The following is a 16860-nucleotide window of genomic DNA, read 5'->3' as shown; positions in this document are numbered from 1 at the left end:
CCCACCCTGCTTATCCAACCGTTCGGGAGCCCACCATGCGCACACCGTCCCGCCTGCTGCTCCACAGTCTGTTGAAACCCGCGCTGGCGCTGTCCGCGGCCGTGGCGCTGCTGGCCGGCTGCGCCGGCCCGTCCAGCGGCCCCGGCGCGTCGGCCGAGCCGGTCCGGCTGCGGCTGATCGCCTTCAACGATCTGCACGGCAACCTTGAATCCACCGGCCTCACCCTGCCCTGGCCCGACCCGGCCCAGCCAGGCAAGGCCATTCGCCTCGCGGCCGGCGGTGCAGCGAGCCTCTCGGGCACCATTCAGGCGCTGCGCGCCGGTGCGCCCCACAGCCTGGTCATCAGCAGCGGCGACGCCATCGGTGCCACGCCGCTGATCTCTGCGCTGTTCCTGCACGAAAGCACGGTCGACGTGCTCAACCGCATCGGCGTCGACCTGGCCATCCCCGGCAACCACGAGTTCGACGCCGGCAAGGACGAGCTGCTGCGCGTCATGGGCGGTGGCTGCCGACCCAACACCGCCGAGGCGCTGGCCCAGTCCTGCCCGCTGGGCGAGACCGGCGCCAACCGCCACCCCGGCGCGCGCTTCCCGCATTTCGTGGCCAATGTGCGCACGGCCGACGGCAAGCCCCTGTTCCCGCCCTCGGTGGTCAAGACCGTGGCGGGCGTGCGCGTGGGCTTCATCGGCGCGGTCACGAAGATCACGCCGACCATCGTCGTGCCCTCGGGCGTGGCCGGCCTGCGTTTCACCGACGAGGCCGACGCCATCAACGCCGAGGCCGCGCGCCTGCAGGCGCAGGGCGTGCAAGCGCTGGTCGCCGTGATTCACGAAGGCGGCGACACCGGCACGCCCGGCCTGCCGCTGGAATGGAACGACGCCGCCTGCCCCAAGCCGCGCGGCGCCATCTTCGACATCGCCCAACGCCTCTCGCCCGACATCGACGTGATCTTCTCGGCCCACACCCACCAGGGCTACCGCTGCGTCGTGGACGGCCGTCCCATCATGCAGGCCACCGCGCTGGGCCGTGGCGTGAGCGTGGCCGACCTGGTGATCGACCCGCGCACCGGCGACGTCGACCGAGCCCGCACCACCCACCGCAACCTGCCGGTGTTCAACGAGCGCAGCGACGCGCCGCTGCGCGCGGCCATCGTCGCCGCCGAACCCGAGCCTTTTGCCAGCGCCCTGCGCGCGGCGAAGCCCGACGCCGCCGTGGCCGAGCGCGTGGCCACCTACGCGCGGGTTGCCGCGCCACGGGCGCAGCGCCCGGTGGGCCAGATAGGCGGCGTGTTCGAGCGCACCGCCAAGAGCGACGCCAGCGCCGGCCGCCTGGTGGCCGACGCGCAGTGGCGCGCCACCCGCGACCCCGCCCTGGGCGGCGCGCAGTTCGCGCTCATGAACCCCGGCGGCGTGCGCACCGACCTGCGCTGCGCCAACAACGCCGCGCCGCCCTGCGCCGTCACCTTCGGCGAGGTGTTCAGCATGCAGCCCTTCGGCAACAGCCTGGTGGTGATGACGCTCAGCGGCGCCCAGCTCAGGCAGATGCTGGAAGACCAGCAGCGCCCCGGCCGCCCGGCGCCGGTGCTGCTCATTCCCTCGTCGGCGCTGACCTACCGCTGGGTCGCCAAGGCCGAGCACGGCCAGCGCGTGCAGGACCTCAAGCTCGCAGGCGTGCCCATCGACCCGGCGGCGGATTACCGGTTCACCGTCAACAGCTTCCTCGCCGACGGCGGCGACGGCTTCGTCATGCTGCGCGAAGGCCGCAACCGCCTGGGCGGCGACATCGACCTCGACGCCCTGATCGCCCACCTCAAGAGCAACCCCAGCCCCGACCCGGTGCCGCGCATCACCTGGGTCGACTGAGCCCCATGAGCGCGGCGATCACCCCGGCCAGCGTCATTGCCGCCAAGCGCGACGGCGCGGCGCTGTCGGCGGCGCAGGTGCAGCACTTCGTGCAGGGGCTGGTGGACGGCGGTTGGGCCGACAGCCAGGTCGCCGCGCTGGCCATGGCCATCGTGCTGCGCGGTATGGACACCGCCGAGACCGTGGCGCTCACCGCGGCCATGACGCACTCGGGCGAGGTGCTGCGCTGGGACGACGCGGGGCTCGACGGCCCGGTGCTCGACAAACACTCCACCGGTGGCGTGGGCGACAAGGTCAGCCTCATGCTCGCGCCCATCGTCGCCGCCTGCGGCGGCGCTGTGCCCATGGTCAGCGGGCGCGGCCTGGGCCACACGGGAGGAACCCTCGACAAGCTCGAAGCCCTGCCCGGCTACCGCACCCAGGTCGACTACGCCACCCTGCGCACCGCGCTGCGCAGCGCCGGTTGCGCCATCGTCGGCGCCAGTGCGCAGGTGGCACCGGCCGACCGCCGCCTCTATGCCATCCGCGACGTCACCGCCACCGTCGAAAGCGTGCCCCTCATCACCGCCAGCATCCTCAGCAAGAAGCTCGCGGCCGGCCTGCAAGGCCTGGTGCTCGACGTGAAGGTCGGTAGCGGTGCCTTCATGGCCAGCCTGCCGCAGGCGCAGACCCTGGCGCGTTGCCTGGTGGACGTCGCCAACGGCGCCGGCCTGCCCACGCGCGCCCTCATCACCGACATGAACCAGGTGCTGGGCCGCACCGCCGGCAACGCGCTGGAGGTGCAGGAAGCGCTGGACTTCCTCGCCGGCCGGCAGCCCGAGCCGCGGCTGCTCGCGCTCACGCTCGACCTGGCTGCCGAGCTGCTGCACCTGGGCGAACTGGCGCCCACCCCCGAAGCAGCGCGCGCCGTGGCGCAGCGCGCGCTGGACAGCGGCGCCGCCGCCGACCGCTTCGCCCGCATGGTCGCCGCCCTCGGCGGCCCGAGCGACGTGCTGCGCGACGCGCAACTGCCCACCGCGCCGGTGCAGCGACCCGTGCCGGCGCCGCGCGATGCGGTGCTCAGCCGCATGGACGTGCGCGCGCTCGGCGAGTGTGTGGTGCAACTGGGTGGCGGCCGCCGCCGCCCCGGTGACGCGGTGGACCCGCGCGTGGGTCTGAGCCACGTGCTGCCGCTGCACACACCGGTGCAGACTGGTCAAACGGTGGCCATCGTTCACGCAGCCAGCGAAGCGGCCGCCGACCAGGCCTGCCGCGAGGTCCTGGCCGCCTGCGGCTGGGCGGAGGCTGCAAGCCACGACGCCGCAGCCGCCGCCGCAGCGAACCCGGTGCTGCAGCGGCTGGCTGGCTGACAGGACACCCGGCGCATGAACACCCCCGAAACCGTCACCCGCCACCTGTGCATCACCGGCCGCGTGCAAGGCGTGGGCTACCGCTGGAGCATGGCGCAGCAGGCCCAGGCGCTGGGTGTGAAAGGCTGGGTGCGCAACCGGCGCGACGGCAGCGTGGAGGCGCTGGCCTGTGGGCCGGCGGACGCGGTGCAGGCGCTCATCGACTGGGCGCAGCGGGGGCCTGAGCTGGCGCGGGTGGCGGGCGTGGAGGCGAAGGAAGCGCTGGGCGCAGCGGAAGAGCTGGACGGGTTCGAGCAGCGGGAGACGGTGTAGGGCGCTGTCCCCGCATAAGATGGTCTCCCACCCGAGGGAGCCCGTCATGATTGTTTTCCTGATCGATGCCGACAACCTGAGTTCACCCGCCTGGGTGAACGAAGCCATCGCCACCATCGAAGCCACCGAAGGCCCCATCGCCGTGCGGCGCGCCTACGGCAGCGCAGAAAACCTCAAGGGACTGGCCGACCCGCTGCGCGACTGGGCCATCCGCCCTTTCCTCAACGTCTACCTCACCAAGAACACCACCGACATGGCGCTCGCCGTGGACGCCATGGAGCTGGCCTGCCAGACGCCAGCCCCGAGGACCGTGGTCATCGGCTCCGGCGATGCCGACTTCGTGCCGCTGGTCGTGCGCTTGCGCGAGCGGGGTATCAAGGTGGTGTGTGCGTCCGAGTACCGCAAGATGGCCCCCGAAGCCGTCAAGTCCTACGACGGCGTGATCTACGTGGGCCGAAATGCGGGCAGCGAAAAGGCCGCCGCCAAAGCGCCGTCTGCTGCGAAGAAAGCCGCCGCTCCAGCACCGGCTGCAAAGATGGCACCAGCCAAGAAAGCGCCAGCAGCCAAGAAGGCAGCGGCAAAGCCAGCACCGTCAACCGCTGTAACGCCGGCCGACCATGTGACCAAGGACATGATCCTTGATGCTCTTCCCAAACTGCGCACCGGGGAATGGCTCCCCATCTCCGACGCCGCCAAGGCGTTGCACGACAAGAAGCTGCTGAGCAAGAGCGCCTCCAGCCCCAAGCTGTTCAAGCGCTTTCCGCAGAGTTTCGAACTGAAGCCGGAGCGGCAGCCGAATCAGGTGCGGTTGACCAGATCCGCAGACTGATTTGGGCCTTCGAGAACGAGCTTCTAGCGCTTCTAGGCGAAGCTCGCGCGGCAGGCCACACGGGTGAGGCCCCATTGAAAACCTAAGCCACCAGAAAGAGCGCATTTCCTGCGTCTCAGTGTCTGCATGAGAAAGCCAAAGTCAGTGAAGCTCAGTGTTGGCCACTATCCACAGACCACCTTCCAGAATAAGGCATCAAGTATTTCGAGATCTTGGACCTCGCACTCCCAGATGGTGAATGTCCTCCACCCAAGAGCCAGCAGAGACGCGTTCGCTCTTTCATCGCGTGCCAAGTTTGCTGCGAACTTGGCATTCCAGAACTCGACTCTGGTCGATGGCACCGCCGCCAACCTGCAGTCTCGGTGTCGATGCCAGAAGCATCCATGGACGAATACGGCGCACCGGTACTTCGGAAAGACGAGATCCGGACTGCCCGGCAAAGACCGATCATTCGCCTTGAACCGCAGACCGGCACGATGCAGGTAACTGCGGACCAGCATCTCGGCCTGCGTGTCCCGCCCACGAATCCGCCCCATCATCGAGGAGCGCTTCTCCGGGCTGACGATGTCGACCATGGAAACTCCGGCTTTCCGCCTGTGCCTTCAAATGAAGTCCGTGGTCTGGACCAGCTGGATGGCCTCCTCCATGCCGATGGCTGGCAAGTTGGCCAAGTCGATCGTGTATCGCAGCGACACCACGCCTGAAGGCGGACGGAACGACTCGGGAAGTCGAGGGAAGCTCTCGTCAACGGGATAGATGCCGTGGTCCCTGAGCTCGAATCGCATGAGCTCTCCGGACGCCCTCATCTCGTCACTCCACCCGACGTTCACCATCTTGGTCATGAAGTTGTCCAGCGCAAACGAATCACCGCGCAACAGGTCGATGACCGCATCAAGCTGCGTCGCGAGAGTCTCTCTCCCGGCCGAAGTTTCCTCAAGCTGGATCGAGACGAGAAGGAGGTCTTTGCCGGTGGGAACATGCAGTTGATCAAGCCGCGAGATCTCATGCTCGGGGTGGCTCTTCCTGGTCGTCTTGACCTCGATATGAAGGTGGTCGAGCACGAAGTCGTGGCGCTCGTACTCCGGGCCGCTCCAGCACCCCACAGCGCTTGGCCCCATTGCTGGGACGAGCAGATAGCGCAAGACGACCAGCTCGCCGAAAAGACCGACCTGCGTAGTCTTGTCCATCTCCGGTCGCACGGGCTTCCAGGCAGATTGCCAGGCGCGCACGGTTGCGGACAACGCCGGCCAAGCCTCTCGACCATCCTCGCAGACTGCGGAGATGATCTCTTTGCAGAACGGCGTGAAGACCCGTTCGTGAGATGGCGGAGCGGACAGTTCGATGAAGGAGCCCTCGTCAAGGGTGCGTTGACGAACCTTGAGGCAATTCAGGTCAGGCACTGTCTGACTGGGTGCCCCTGCGTCGCATGGCACCAGCAGATGCAGCCAACCACGGTTGTCCATGCCGATCGAAAGCGCCGTCGTTACTCCGTTGACTTCTACTGATACAACTGCCAGCGCGTCATCGGCCACTGGCCGCAACTGCCTCAGAGCGGACCAGTGCTGGTCGGTGGGAAATTCAACCATTTGCCACCATGCTGTTCACGATCCACTTGGTGGCCACATCCGAGGTCTGCGGCAGGCTCAGGGCGAGTGCGATCACGGGGGTTGCGCTGTTGAGCCCCATGTAGTCGGGATCCAGCGGATAGACGATCAGCAAGCCCTGTGTCGCAGGTCTGGCAGACCGCATCGCCTCCGCATCGTATTCACCAGACGGCCGCCGATAGCCGGATGCACCGCCCGGCAGGTCAACGCCTTCGTGGGCAGGATCCACAAGGATGCCGATGCTCTCCGACCCTACCCTTCGTCGCTTCACGAGGCCTACATCCCGTCCACCCATGGTCTGCGTCCGGCCCGCTGACGGCGATGCGACGAAGACTGACCAATCGGTCAGCTCGTCGGCCGCGCAACGCTCGGCGATCCAATCGGCAATCAGGTCTGCGCGAAACGCCACGGCGTCATCATGACCTTGGTAAGCGCGGAGGAAGTCAATGACGATTTCTGGCGTCACGTCACGCGCGAGCAGCCCACCGACAACCTCTCGGACCCCGCCAAGATCTCGTACAAGCTGCTCCGCTGCCTCGAAGTTCTGCTGCAGACGCGATGCATCGGAAAGCGGAAGGAGAACAGTCTGAGGATGCTCTCCGGACCAGGAATCCACGTTGGCAGCAGCAGTCGTCGCCTTGTTTCGTGCGGTGAGGAGAAGTTTGCTGTGCGCCCGGAGTCGGATGGCCATCTGATCTGGCCTGCGCCCTGCACGCGCGAGCGCGACGATTGAGTCGCGCAGGGACTGTTCGACCAATGCCAGTTCGGAAAACCAGCTGGCGATGCCATCGGTGGTCCAGATGCGGATCAGATCCTCATACCCGAGACGAAATCCATACCAGCGCGCCATCTGCAACAGCGTGTCGCACATGCTCGCTGTTCGAAGGAAGTAGGAGACAGTCAAGCCCTCCAGCGTCAGTCCTCGGGATAGACGATTGCCTCCGACTGCGACGATGTGTCGACCCGGCTTCGTGTCGTACTCCAGGTCTTCACCCGCAACACTGTTCAGCCGGACAACGACCAAGCCATGCAAGACTCGCGATGCCCCTCGCAGTACCGCAGCGTCGTCAGGCAAAGCGGTCATGCCGATCTTCATGTCGTTCCAGACCGGCGCGAAGAGCAAGGATTCGATGTCCTGTCCTTGCCGCGCGGCATCGCACCAGAGGGCGACCTGCTCTTCAATGGCACGCGCCACACGTTCCTGGTCAGTCGTCAGCTGACTTACATGCACGAGCATCGTGTTGGCTTGTCCCTCCATCCCGCGAGCTTTCCGGACCGCACCCGTCAGGCAGAACGTCAGGACAGCATCGGCAAGGGACTCCGGAAGTCCAGGCGCAGGATCCAGGCCGATGACTACCTCCTTACCCTGGCGCTTTCGCTTGGCCTTCAGCAGGGCCACATCGCCGGGGGGGACGATGTTCAGGACTCTGCGCCCTTGCGCAGACACACCAAACAGTTCCTCGGTGCCGGTATAGCCCTGGGGACGAGGCAACTGGACGACGAAGTCCTTCGGAAACAGATCCGCACCGACTCGCCTGTCGACAGCTTCCGGATTGATCAGCAGGTTGGCGAAGGGTGTCGCCGTATACGCCACATAACTCGCCTTCGGGGCGCGAGCAAGGATCGACCTGATGAGGTCGTTCGTCAGTGACGGCTTGGGACCTGACTCCTCGTCACCCTCATCGTCGTCCATGGCGGCGTCAACGGGTCTGTTGCCCTTGGTGTTGATCGAGGCTTGGTCAGCCTCGTCGTCGATGACGAGCAGCGGAATACCTTCCAGCCGGGGCCCTGCTTCAGCGAGCCACCAATCCAGCTTCTGCAGCACTGCGGTGTTCTTCTTGACGATCGCCAGGAAGGTCGCCTGCCGGTCGAGCAGTTCAAGTGCCGGCCACTTGAAATCCTCCGTCGAAGAGGTCAGGGGCAGCCACGGCTGCTCCAGCTCCGTCACATCAGAATGCACTGGGCAGTGAACAAGCTCGCGCTCCAGGCGACGCTGCGTCTGGTTTCGCAGAGAGTCATGGATACCGGACAGAACAATCACCATCCTGTACCCGGCGTCGGCCGCCCGAGCGGCTACGGCTGTGTAGTTGGCGGTCTTCCCGCTCTGCACGTAGCCAACGACCAGTCCTCTGCCCTGAAAAGCATCAGTTGAAGAGGGGTCAGGAAGTCGCGACAGGATTCGCAACGACTCGCTGGCAACAGATTCAACCTGCGCTCTCGGCCATTGCTGAACCTGAAGCAGGTAGGTGGCCAATGCAGCCCAGCGCCCCCACCCATCGCCAATCCTGTCGGTCCATCGAGGAATGGTTGAAGGACGCCCGACGATGCGAACGGCCGAAGACATCAGCGGACCTTCGTAGCTGGCGTTGCGCCCGAAGCGAGCAGCGCCCGCTGCACGTCAACGGTATCCAGGCGGCCGAGGAAACGCGCGAGGCTCGCCACTGCTTGGGGGTTGTCGCGGATCTCCTCCATCAGCTCTCCCAGGGTCGGATCGGACTCGCTGACCTGCACTTCAAGTCCGCCCGTGAGTCCGGTGGACACCTTCCAAAGGAACTTCTCCGTCTTGACTCTCTTGATGGCAATCTTGGGCATGGCCGCGCCACCGGTCTTGCCGGCTTTGCCGTCACCCGACACACCTGTGCCGGACCCGCCGCTGGACTTGGGAGCACCAGTACCAGTCGCGCCCTTTCCCTGACCAGGGTCGGGCTGAGGTTCCGGCTGTCGCGGACGGCGGTACTTCTTCTGGCTGTCCTTGCGGGCGACATCTGCCAGCTTCTTGATTTCCGCTTGCAGCTGCTGGGGAAGCTGGACCGTCTGCTTGCTGATGTTGATCTTGAAGATGTCGTCGAGACTCCTGTCGAAGTCGACGACCACCCGCGCGAGCTTCGTCTTCTCGTCGTTGGTTTCCCACATCTGCGCCCAGCCGCCCCACTTGATCAGGCGGCCGTGGCGATAGACGTAGAGACCTTGGGATTCGTTGCGCTTTCCGTACAGGCCGATTCGATCAAGCGCAAGCCGTGTGGCCTCAGGTCCCTCGGCATCATGGTGTGAAGCGAGCTCATCCTCGCTTGGGAGCAGAAACGCCTGGACCTGGACTCGACCCTCGCCTGAGTCGGTGGGGATCTTGACGGACTTGAGGTCGTAGGGAGTGACCAGCGGATGCCCAACCGGATTGTTGGCGGTGACAGGTACCTTGTTGATCGTGATCACGATCTTCTTGCGGCCGGACACCTTGCCCTCGATGAAACGATGGAACACCAACCCCAGGTGGCGCTCAAGGGCTGCGACCTCTGACGAGTACGGATCCAGCCCCTTCAAGGCGACGACGGACTGTGGCGGCTTCATGTCCTTCCACAGAACGACCGTCCCTCGACTCTTGAGCTTGGTGGCTTCTTGCTCCCACGATTCCAACGGCTCGCGCTTGACTTCCCAGTCACCCATGTCATGGGAATCCCAAGTCATGTGCAGCGCTGGTCTCCCCTCCTCCTTGGTCACGACGGTGAACATCTTGGTCTGTGACCACGACGCGCCCTTGAGGCCGAAGCCGTACTTGCCCAGGGAATCCTCGGCGTAGTCAGACTGCCCGCCGATCCTCATCGCTTCCGCGAGGCGCTCCTCGTCCATGCCTGAACCGTTGTCGGCGATCGCCATCCAGCGACCGTGCCCGCCGTCAGGTCGGCCAAAGGTGATGTCGATGCGCGTCGCATCGTGAGTGATCGAGTTGTCCACGAGATCCGCCACAGCGGCAGGCATCGTGTGCCCGACACTTCCCAGGATCTCGGCCAGCCGCGTCGGATCAGGCGGCAACTGCAGTCTGCCGGAGCTTTTTGCTGTTCTCTGCATGGAGGACTTCCTTTCCTTGTCGCTCTTGCCGGTGCGCCCCCCGATCTGGGGAAAGAGATCAGGACTTCCGGTGCTTAGCAACGACCTAATCTGTTCGCCCTCATCGCCATGGAGCGCGATCATCGACGCACCAGCCAGCCCGGCACTCTCCGCGTTGGCAAGAATCGCCTTTGTGGTGGGATCGCCAGCAGCGAACACGGCCCAGGATCCAGTCGCCGGATTCGTTCCTGAATCAACTTCCATTGCGAACAGGCAATCAGGGTCGACGAAAGAATAGATCTTGTCCTTGGGGCAGTTGCCTTCGAGGCGCCAGTTCTTGGCCTGCCGCTTCAGCCATTGACCCGCCACCGAGGTGCCGTTGTCCGTGGCGTAGCGCAACTCCAGACTGATCTCGTCCGAGTCTCTGGCTGCCGGGAAGACCCGGTCCACCACTTCAGCGTCGAAGTTGATAGCCCGCTGCTTGGACCCCTCCTTGCCGAGTCTGCGGAACTCATGAAACATCCCCAGCTCGCTTCGGGTCAACAGGCGCAGGATCAGGAATTTCATATCTTCTTCTCTCCCTCTGGTCCTTCTACTTTGGAGACCGGGCTTTCAGGCCCAGCAAATCCTCCCGCATGTCTGGCAGGACCTGGCAGCCGATCGACTTGCGAATCTCCCGGGCAATGGCGTAGGCCATCAACGGGGGAACGGCATTGCCCACCTGCTTGAATGCGGCGTTCATCGATCCGCGGAACACGAATCCATCTGGGAAGGACTGCAACCGTGCGGCCTCCCGGATCGAAATGGGTCTGGCCTGCTGGCTGTCGAAGTGGATATGGCTGTACGAGTCCTTGCCGAGATGGGCCATCAATGTTCGAACAGGCCTGTCATGCACCAGCTTCCACCACTTGTTCGGGAACTTCTTCGGGTCGTATGGGAGGGTCCACCCCTTGACGATTTCCTCCTCCCTCGAATTGCGCACCGCGCTTGGCCTCTGGCGCAGCAACCCCTCAAGCAAGCGCTGTCGCTTGTCCTCGACGAAGCTCCAGACTTCGGGGTACTGCCATCCCTCTTCCATCTCCCGGAAGATCTTGTAATCGCGGGGCAGATACCGGATCACATGACCACTGGTCTGATCGGTTGTGGCGAAGCCAGGCCATCCGCGCATCAGGCCCGACCATTTGGTCGATGGCTTTGAGCAGACGTAGCTCACTGGCTCCAGCGGACTCTTGGCACCCTTGCGGATCTTTCCTTCGGCCAACAAGTCCATGGCGTTGATGGCCGGCAGGTCGGCCAACGCATCAGCTGCCGTCGTAGCCCCCGGAAGACCAGCATCCGGCTTCGGATCGTCAACCCAGTGATGACCGTGCTCGTGGTCAAGTTCCAGTCCTCTTTGTGGAATGAACTTTCGAGCGGTCGCGCGCGTGCCCTCATAGCCGGTCGGCAAAATCGCGAAGTGGGTCGGCTCGGGAAACCGGATCTCCGCTTCAAGTTCGCGGTGAACTCCAATCAGGAACATCCGCTCACGTGTCTGCGGTACCCCGTACCACGCCGCGTTCAGCAGCGTGTACCGGACGACATACCCTTCACGGCGCAGCTCTTCAGCCACCATTTCGGCGACGTTCGTTCCACCGTGGTTCAGGATATCCGGTACGTTCTCCATGAGCAGTGCCAGCGGCTTTGTATCTCGCACGTAGGCGAGATAGTGCTGCCACAGGTTCACACGGCCATCCACCAGGAACGCCGAATCCGCGGTAACTTCCTCGCGACGTCGCGCTTCGTGCCGCAGCTTGGCCCGACCGACGCGCGTGAACGCCTGGCATGGAGGGCCGCCGACCAGTACGTCCACCTGCTCGTCGACTGCACCCGAGAGCCCGATGTCCTTGAAGATACCGGCAGGTCGCTCTTCGGTGACATTACGCGCCACGAAGTGGGCTTCTGAAATCTTGCCGTGACTGATGTGAGCGAAGTTCGCACCGTGTGACTCCGCGGCTCGCGGATCCAGCTCCACCGACGCGATGGGCTCAAATCCTGCCGTCGTGAAGCCGAGGGAGATCCCTCCGCAGCCCGAGAACAGATCAATGAATCGCGGTGGCTCCCCGGACCGAAGGCGGGCAATTTTTCGTTTGATTGCGGCTGGAGCGGCCATGGAAATATCGTCTTCAACGACCGGAATGGCTATATGAAGGCCTTCAACTTTTGAACCCAAGTAGGCAGCAGCGAGTTCGACGGCCAACTTGGAGTATCATGTCGGATGACAGAGAACGTGAAAAGTGACCCGTTGATCTTCAAGGGGGTTTTTCAGCAACCTTGTCAGCGACCAAGTCCCGTGTGACACAGATAGTGAAAAAAGCCGGAATCCTTGCCAGGAAAAGTGAAAAAAACGTGACGGCTCACTTTTCGACTCGTGACTGTCGATTTAGGCTACGAGCCGAGTCCCAGCCCACACCCCGTGTCCGGTCCACCTTTGAACTGTACGCCTACATGGCGAAGCCAGAGCCACGCTGATCTGCAAAGAACTGGGATAGCTCCGCGTCGGGGATTTGCTGGTCGGCGTATGAGAACGTTCCAGACGCGGCCATCTCTTGCGCCGCCCTTCGAATCAAGCCGAAAGTGGCACGTGCCAGGCTGCCGCCCACGGTGACCCGTCGAACGCCCAAAGATCCGAGTTGGAGCACGGTGAGAGGTGAACCTGTCAGGCCCATGACCACGGTGAGGGGGCCATTGATCTCCCGGACGAGCGCTTCGATGGTCTTGGGGTCGGATGCCCCCGGCACAAAGAGGCAATCCGCACCCGCCTCACGGTACGCATTGCATCGCTCGACGGCCTCTGCAAAAGCATTGCTCGCACCAGTCAGGTAGACATCGGATCGGGCCGTCAGAACAAAGGGAACTCCCGACGCGTCTGCGGCGCGTCTTGCTGCCCGAACGCGCGCGACAGCGTGCTCTCTGTCGAACAGGGCTTGCGCAGGATTGCCGCTGTAGTCCTCGATGTTCGCGCCCACCACGCCAGCGCGAATTGCGACTGTGATGGTTTCTCCAACCTCTTCTGGACTCGCACCGTAGCCCGACTGGAGATCGGCGGAGACAGGAAGTGGACTTGCCGCAGCGATGGACTCGACGCGATCCAGCATGGTTTCCCTGCTCACAGCAGCTTCTTGATCAGGGAAGCCCAGCGAGAAAGCCACGCCTGCACTCGTAGTGGCAATGGCAGGAAAGCCGCAGGAGGCGAGCATCAGCGCACTACCAACGTCCCAAGCGTTGGGCATCAGAAAGATGGCGTCGGTGGTGTGCAATTGCTGAAACCGCTGACCCCGTTGGATTTGGTTCATGACAGCAACAAAAAAGGCACCAAGACTACTTCTGGAAAAGGAATTCCCGGTGGTACTCGAGGTACTCCTCCAGTTGCTTGCTCGGTGGGTATCTGAGCGCGCGAGGTAAGCTGAAATCCTGGCGGACGTCACTGCCAAGCTTAGGCGAAAGCAGCATCTTGCCTGCCGAGTCAAACGACACCAGTCCCCTGTCGAAGAGGGCGTCCATGTGCGCGGCCAGCAACAAGCCGTTCTCTGGGTCGCGGCGCTGTCGTGAGTTGGAGTTCTTCCACGGCCTCACATGCGAAGCGCGAAGCAGCTCGGAACAGGTTAGGCCGGTGACTGCACAAGCCGACTCCCACCGCTGCTTCAAGGCCTCGCGGAAGGTGCCTTGACCTATGCGCTGCTGCGTGAGTGCAGCCCTGGTAGTCGCTGGGTCACTTTGCTCGCCCTGGAGAGGCATCGGACTATCGGGAGCGCTCAGTAACGCGTCCAACAAGCGAGCCCAGGTATCGGTGCGTTTTGGCGTTGGGACCTGATTGAGGATCAGCGCCGCCGTCTCGCGACTGATAGGCTGATACCCGGCAAACATCATCGGCAAAGCTTTCTTGTCTGTAAGCCGTTGTGAGTCTAGGGTGACTGGCTTTTCCAGCCAGAGGAAAAACTCTTCCGGGCAGATCCAATTCGGAATCCACGCAGCATCAGCGCTGAAGTGCTGCTGAAACGTGCCGGCGTTCTGAAAGCGGCGCTGGACAGCGGGCAGTCGCCAAGCGTCTGACCAGAATGAATCAATTTTTAGCAGCTTCGCCAATCGACGCCTTTCTGGGAGTTGATCTTCCGCAGAAAGACACATGGCGTTCCCAGCGACTCCTACCAGTTGCTGAACGCGATCGTGCGTTGCAGTCATGAAGACAAAGATCTGCCCTGCGTGCTCTTCAACCGGCGCCTTCTTTACTCCTTCCGTGTGGAAAGCGCACCACCGTTGCTTTGACTCAACAAATCGCAGCTTGGGCGAGTTGTTCCATTCTTCGTGACCGTAGCCATTCAGTCCCGGGAAGCTTTGTCCGGATGCGCGCACTCCGGATGGACGGACATAGTTCTCGGTGTTCCAAAGCACTGGTTTGAGCAGGTACAAGGCCACGGGAATCCTTCCCAGTATTCACGAACGATCACGACGCTGCCTTGCAGCGAAATAATGGGCTTTACGCCTATTCCCAGTCTCCATCATCGAAATTTTCCTCGTGTACGAATAGGTGGTTGTCGTCGATGGAGAAGTGAAGCTCCACGTGTGAGTACTCGATGGATCGGGTAGCGAAGAGCTTCGCACTGTCTGCGATGTACTCAACGGGAAAGCTAAAGTCATTTGTAGTCTCGCCTCCAGTTAGTGGCGGCGCGAACACTGGTCCGACGTTCGCGTTGTCTGCGTCTAGGCTGACTATTGGCGCAACGGCATCACGGCCAAAGAGGACTATGTTCGCGCCGCCTTGGCGCTGAACCGACTGAAAGATCACGCAGTCGAAAGCTGGCTGATGCACGTGCGCTAGGTACTCCGCCAGAGTCTGCGTGATGAGGTACTCATCTTCATGACCAGGCACGACTGGGCGGCTGATTAGTCCATGCAGGCGACGCAAGAATACGGCGCGCTCTCGCTGTTCGGAGTACTTTGAGTCGAAGTAGCTGAGTTTAGCGAGCACCCCGGCTTCGAGTCGGCGGAAATCAAGAACACGGAGGGTCTGCTTCGTCCTGAATTTGCCAACCAACACACGCCCCCCGATGGCAGGCCGCATCTCGGCAAGGCAGGTGTCCGCGTCCAGTGCTGCGTAGAAGACAGCGATTCCCGGCGCGTTCATGCGCCCGGCTACCGCCTTCTTTGGCGGAGGCGCTCCAAGTTCTCGAGAAGGGGCCTCTAAAAACGTTCGCAACTCTGTGTCGGCGCGTACCACCCGTGCGCGGAACACCTCTGTTTCGGCCGGCAGTTCACCCACCACCGGCAGCCAAGCAGCGGCGTCTTGGTCAAAGACTCTGGCATTGGCGACGTCTTCGAACAGCCGATTGAAGAGCTTCCGCGCCGTGTCGCTGAAGAACCTTCGCTTCTGCGCCAGTTCGCCCTGAAGGGCATGCCATTCGGCCATCCAGGCATGCGGCGTTGCCCTGCGCGCCACATAGAGTTGGGTGTCGTCGTAGAACGCGTCACCCCCGTCGCCCGGCCAAAAGTGTTCAGCAGCGATGAGAGCGTCGACAAGCGCATCCGGATCGTCGACATCTTGACCAAGAACCTCCTGGACAATGTAGGACAGTTGGTCACCTTCCTGCTCCCATCCCTCCTTGTCGTCATCGTAGAACCTGCGGACAGTTGGACCGACTTCGAAGTATTCGCGCAGAACCGGTTCCAGCTCCTCGCCTAGACGCTCATAGGTAAAGGCGTTGTTTTCGTTCTCACCGCAGCACTCGCAGAGCAGCGGTTCGCCCTGGCTTTCAACAATCGCACTGAGTACGTCGTCCTCAATGCATTGGAAGCAAATTGCGTGTTCGGTCATATGTGAGGCTCTATATGCTCAGCGCAGTATTCCGCCGCACGTCCATCCTTGCGCTTGTGATGGCAAATAGATCCGCTCGGTGGAAATCGCCCTTCCAGACTTCAGACAACTTTTGTCCGCCAAGTCGGCAGGAACCGGGTACGCCGTTGGCTGTATCTGCTCGCCGTAGTGAATGCTCCTACAGGCCTATGACCTCTGTCTCAAGCGCCTGGTCAGGGCGAGCAAACCCGAGTTTTAGGCCCTGCTGTTTTTTCTCAGTCGCGATGATGTAAAGCGTGAGGGCTTTGCGAACGACTTCAGACGCCGTGGTCCCCGTGTCAATGGCAATGGCGGTCAGGCGTTGATCGACCTCCGCCGGGATGATCAGCTGCTTGCGCACGTGTCTCGGTGTGGACATTGCTGGTTCCCTTCATTTCCTTGGGTTGTGTTGCGCTCGCGCCATGCAAGCGGACCGCATCCTCATTCTGCATGAGCGCGTGTTTCATGTGTGCCCATTCTTGGCGTGGATATGAGGCGCATGGTTCGTATGAAAAGCGGCCTGGGGAAATGGACCTCACGTGCCACGGCACGAAATGAGGGCTATCCCCTCTTCAGGTCCAAACAAGCGTCTGGGCGTGACCCACAGGGGGTCAAAACACGAAGCTTCGGTGGTCAGAACACGATGGTGAAGGGGTCAAAACACGATGATTCCGGGAGTTCGTATGCGTGCCGGCTGGCTCAGACGTGGGCATTCAAGGAGCGCGGTCCTCAGCCCGAAGGCACGGCATTTCGAGGCGACTAGCTCAAGTCCCAGGCATCGATGGTCAAGGTTGCATTGAGGGGGCAGTCTCGGATGTTGTCCAAACGGAGATTGGGTTTTCCCATCCAGCCTGGGGGCAAGGCGTATTCCTCGCCTTCGTCCACTCCGAACGTCCAAATGCCATCGTCGACAGGCTTCACTCCATCGCCTTGAATCAGCGGCAGAACGTCAGCCGCCAGAGCGGTGTACCGGTTCGGATACCCACCGCTTTTTAGCTGGGTGGCCTTGCCTGCTGTCCGCAGCGCCTCTACCCAGTCCAGACCGCCGATCCCTGCCTCCCATGAGGCCAAAACGAAGGGGGCGGTTGCCTCATGCCCGATAAGGCGGTCAACCCTTTCGGGTGGCAAATTAAAGACGCAAAACATCCAGCCCAGCATTTTTCTTTCCTCCACTTGCAGTCGGATTTTGCACGTGCCGCTCACCCCCGTTTCCCTT

General features: G+C 62.8%; 14 protein-coding genes. 4 read left to right on the top strand and 10 right to left on the bottom strand.

From position 1 onward, the window contains the following. Nucleotides 1–35 precede the first annotated feature (35 nt). The 4 genes from ACFOPI_RS01065 to ACFOPI_RS01050 are packed head-to-tail and all read left to right on the top strand — an operon-like array spanning nt 36 to nt 4352. Nucleotides 36–1862 (top strand): bifunctional metallophosphatase/5'-nucleotidase, encoded by a 1827-nt coding sequence (locus ACFOPI_RS01065; protein ID WP_382169878.1) that lies wholly within the window; start codon nt 36–38, stop codon nt 1860–1862. Nucleotides 1863–1867: 5 nt separating this feature from the next. Continuing rightward, nucleotides 1868–3211: a thymidine phosphorylase gene (gene deoA, locus ACFOPI_RS01060; protein WP_382169876.1), complete on the top strand. Its 1344-nt coding sequence runs from the start codon at nt 1868–1870 to the stop codon at nt 3209–3211. A gap of 15 nt (nt 3212–3226) precedes the next feature. Continuing rightward, on the top strand, nt 3227–3523 hold the full coding sequence (locus ACFOPI_RS01055; RefSeq protein WP_382169874.1) for an acylphosphatase: 297 nt from the start codon (nt 3227–3229) through the stop codon (nt 3521–3523). A 46-nt stretch (nt 3524–3569) separates the two neighbouring features. Further along, nucleotides 3570–4352: an NYN domain-containing protein gene (locus tag ACFOPI_RS01050; protein WP_382169872.1), complete on the top strand. Its 783-nt coding sequence runs from the start codon at nt 3570–3572 to the stop codon at nt 4350–4352. A gap of 164 nt (nt 4353–4516) precedes the next feature. Here the strand turns inward: ACFOPI_RS01050 and ACFOPI_RS01045 are convergent, their stop codons facing one another. The 10 genes from ACFOPI_RS01045 to ACFOPI_RS01000 form a co-directional block, all read right to left on the bottom strand. Next, entirely contained in the window at nt 4517–4927 is a 411-nt protein-coding gene (locus ACFOPI_RS01045; RefSeq protein WP_382169870.1) for a very short patch repair endonuclease, read from the bottom strand. Between the two features lie 27 nt (nt 4928–4954). After that, entirely contained in the window at nt 4955–5938 is a 984-nt protein-coding gene (locus tag ACFOPI_RS01040; protein WP_382169868.1) for a PD-(D/E)XK motif protein, read from the bottom strand. Continuing rightward, nucleotides 5931–8300 (bottom strand): Z1 domain-containing protein, encoded by a 2370-nt coding sequence (locus ACFOPI_RS01035; protein ID WP_382169866.1) that lies wholly within the window; start codon nt 8298–8300, stop codon nt 5931–5933. The genes ACFOPI_RS01040 and ACFOPI_RS01035 overlap by 8 nt, the downstream gene beginning before the upstream one ends. Beyond that, nucleotides 8300–10345, bottom strand: coding sequence for an ATP-binding protein (locus tag ACFOPI_RS01030; protein ID WP_382169864.1), 2046 nt, complete (start codon nt 10343–10345; stop codon nt 8300–8302). Before ACFOPI_RS01030 ends, ACFOPI_RS01035 begins: the two co-directional genes overlap by 1 nt. A 25-nt stretch (nt 10346–10370) precedes the next feature. Next, nucleotides 10371–12014, bottom strand: a complete 1644-nt coding sequence (locus tag ACFOPI_RS01025) for a DNA cytosine methyltransferase (protein WP_382169862.1) — start codon at nt 12012–12014, stop codon at nt 10371–10373. A 244-nt stretch (nt 12015–12258) separates the two neighbouring features. Then, on the bottom strand, nt 12259–13110 hold the full coding sequence (locus tag ACFOPI_RS01020; protein WP_382169860.1) for an isocitrate lyase/PEP mutase family protein: 852 nt from the start codon (nt 13108–13110) through the stop codon (nt 12259–12261). A 25-nt stretch (nt 13111–13135) separates the two neighbouring features. Then, complete coding sequence (locus ACFOPI_RS01015) at nt 13136–14224, bottom strand: HNH endonuclease (protein ID WP_382169859.1); 1089 nt, start codon at nt 14222–14224, stop codon at nt 13136–13138. Between the two features lie 73 nt (nt 14225–14297). Continuing rightward, nucleotides 14298–15626 (bottom strand): RES family NAD+ phosphorylase, encoded by a 1329-nt coding sequence (locus ACFOPI_RS01010; protein WP_382169857.1) that lies wholly within the window; start codon nt 15624–15626, stop codon nt 14298–14300. A 178-nt stretch (nt 15627–15804) separates the two neighbouring features. Beyond that, nucleotides 15805–16005: a hypothetical protein gene (locus ACFOPI_RS01005; protein ID WP_382169856.1), complete on the bottom strand. Its 201-nt coding sequence runs from the start codon at nt 16003–16005 to the stop codon at nt 15805–15807. 398 nt (nt 16006–16403) lie between these two features. Then, nucleotides 16404–16802, bottom strand: a complete 399-nt coding sequence (locus ACFOPI_RS01000; RefSeq protein WP_382169854.1) for a hypothetical protein — start codon at nt 16800–16802, stop codon at nt 16404–16406. Nucleotides 16803–16860: the final 58 nt, after the last annotated feature.

This window comes from Hydrogenophaga luteola (genome assembly GCF_042648585.1).
Taxonomy (GTDB): domain Bacteria; phylum Pseudomonadota; class Gammaproteobacteria; order Burkholderiales; family Burkholderiaceae_C; genus Hydrogenophaga; species Hydrogenophaga luteola.
This window is presented reverse-complemented; position numbering and strand designations above follow the sequence as displayed.

What these genes read in the sequence shown, in the direction of transcription:
- ACFOPI_RS01065 (WP_382169878.1), top strand. Translation starts at nt 36, where the DNA reads ATGCGCACACCGTCCCGCCTGCTGCTCCACAGTCTGTTGAAACCCGCG.
- deoA (WP_382169876.1), top strand. Translation starts at nt 1,868, where the DNA reads ATGAGCGCGGCGATCACCCCGGCCAGCGTCATTGCCGCCAAGCGCGAC.
- ACFOPI_RS01055 (WP_382169874.1), top strand. Translation starts at nt 3,227, where the DNA reads ATGAACACCCCCGAAACCGTCACCCGCCACCTGTGCATCACCGGCCGC.
- ACFOPI_RS01050 (WP_382169872.1), top strand. Translation starts at nt 3,570, where the DNA reads ATGATTGTTTTCCTGATCGATGCCGACAACCTGAGTTCACCCGCCTGG.
- ACFOPI_RS01045 (WP_382169870.1), bottom strand. Translation starts at nt 4,927, where the DNA reads ATGGTCGACATCGTCAGCCCGGAGAAGCGCTCCTCGATGATGGGGCGG.
- ACFOPI_RS01040 (WP_382169868.1), bottom strand. Translation starts at nt 5,938, where the DNA reads ATGGTTGAATTTCCCACCGACCAGCACTGGTCCGCTCTGAGGCAGTTG.
- ACFOPI_RS01035 (WP_382169866.1), bottom strand. Translation starts at nt 8,300, where the DNA reads ATGTCTTCGGCCGTTCGCATCGTCGGGCGTCCTTCAACCATTCCTCGA.
- ACFOPI_RS01030 (WP_382169864.1), bottom strand. Translation starts at nt 10,345, where the DNA reads ATGAAATTCCTGATCCTGCGCCTGTTGACCCGAAGCGAGCTGGGGATG.
- ACFOPI_RS01020 (WP_382169860.1), bottom strand. Translation starts at nt 13,110, where the DNA reads ATGAACCAAATCCAACGGGGTCAGCGGTTTCAGCAATTGCACACCACC.
- ACFOPI_RS01010 (WP_382169857.1), bottom strand. Translation starts at nt 15,626, where the DNA reads ATGACCGAACACGCAATTTGCTTCCAATGCATTGAGGACGACGTACTC.
- ACFOPI_RS01000 (WP_382169854.1), bottom strand. Translation starts at nt 16,802, where the DNA reads ATGCTGGGCTGGATGTTTTGCGTCTTTAATTTGCCACCCGAAAGGGTT.